Consider the following 1370-nt stretch of genomic DNA (forward strand, 5'->3'; position numbering starts at 1 on the left):
CAGGTGGACGAGCGGCGGTGCGCCGCCGACGTCAGCACGGCGCTGCGCTCGGCCGCCCGGCCGCTGGCGATCGCCGTCGCGACGTTCCCGGACGGCAACCCGGGGGCCGGCACCACGCGCGAGCAGGAGGTACGCCGGCTCCTGGAGAAGCAGGAGGCGGGCGCGAGCTTCGCGATCACCCAGTTCTTCTACCGCGCGGACTCGTACACCGGGTTCGTCGAGGCGGCCCGGGCGGAGGGCGTGACCATCCCGATCCTCGCCGGGATCCTGCCCACCACCGAGGCCCGCCGTCTGCGCCGCGTCCAGGAGCTCACCGGGGTGGCGGCGCCCCCCGAGCTCCTGCGGGACCTCGACCGGCTCACCGCGCCCGACGGCGCCGTCGACCCCGAGGCCCAGCACGCGCACGGCATCGAGTACTCCGCGGCGCTCGCGCGCGAGGTGCTCGACGCCGGCACGCCCGGCCTGCACGTGTACACCTTCAACAAGCACCGCCCCGCCCTGGACCTGCTCGAGCGCGTGGGCCTCACGGGCCGGGCGGCCGCCTGAGACACGCACGCCGGAGGGTTGGCACTCTCGGGGGTCGAGTGCCAGAATGGGAGGCGTAGCCAGGCGGCGGCCGAGGTCGTCGCCGATCGCTGCGGCCCTGGAGGGGCCAGGGCCGCATCGTCATAGGAGGTGATGCGCGATGGCTACCTACTGGGACCCGTTCCAGGAGATGGACCGTCTGTTCGGCACGTTCGCCGGCAACACGCGGCAGTCCGGTGCCATGCCGATGGACCTGTTCCGCACCGGCGACCACTACGTCCTCTCGATGGACCTGCCCGGTGTGGACCCCGGCACCATCGATGTCTCGGTCGAGGACCGCACGCTCACGGTCCGTGCGGAGCGCACGCAGCGCTCGGACGACGGCGCACAGTGGCTGGTGCGCGAGCGGCCGACGGGCACGTTCGCCCGGCAGCTCACCATGGGCCGCGGTCTCGCCCTCGACAGGATCGAGGCGTCGTACGCCGACGGCGTGCTCGCGCTGACGATCCCGGTCAGCGAGGAGGCGAAGCCGCGCAGGATCGACGTGGCGCACTCGGCCGGGTCGACGCCGATCGGCCAGGGCTCGTCCGAGGGCCGCCAGACCATCGAGCAGTAGGTCCCGCTCGCGGCGTCGGACGCCCGGGTCACCCCGGTGACCCGGGCGTCCGGCATGTCCAGGGCGGCCGGGCGCGCCGGCATCGTGCCCAGGGTATGGCCCGGATGTGATGTACCCCGGGGTCGTCAGGTCGGCCGATACTACGGATGAAAAATCGGCACGTACCAGCGCGACCGACCCGTGGAGGCCCCACCGTGCACGAACACGACCACAGCTCCACCGAGTGCAG

2 protein-coding genes are annotated in these 1370 nt (G+C 73.1%); both read left to right on the plus strand.

Annotation, left to right across the window (positions count from 1 at the left end; genetic code table 11):
* On the plus strand, positions 1 to 546 hold a 546-nt coding region (locus PROKR_RS18770; protein WP_036965669.1), incomplete at its 5' end, for a methylenetetrahydrofolate reductase.
* A gap of 139 nt (positions 547 to 685) precedes the next feature.
* Positions 686 to 1141, plus strand: a complete 456-nt coding sequence (locus tag PROKR_RS18775; RefSeq protein WP_036965671.1) for an Hsp20/alpha crystallin family protein — start codon at positions 686 to 688, stop codon at positions 1139 to 1141.
* Positions 1142 to 1370 lie beyond the last annotated feature (229 nt).

Origin of the sequence: Promicromonospora kroppenstedtii DSM 19349 (assembly GCF_000515355.1) — a bacterium.
Taxonomy (GTDB): Bacteria; Actinomycetota; Actinomycetes; order Actinomycetales; family Cellulomonadaceae; genus Promicromonospora; species Promicromonospora kroppenstedtii.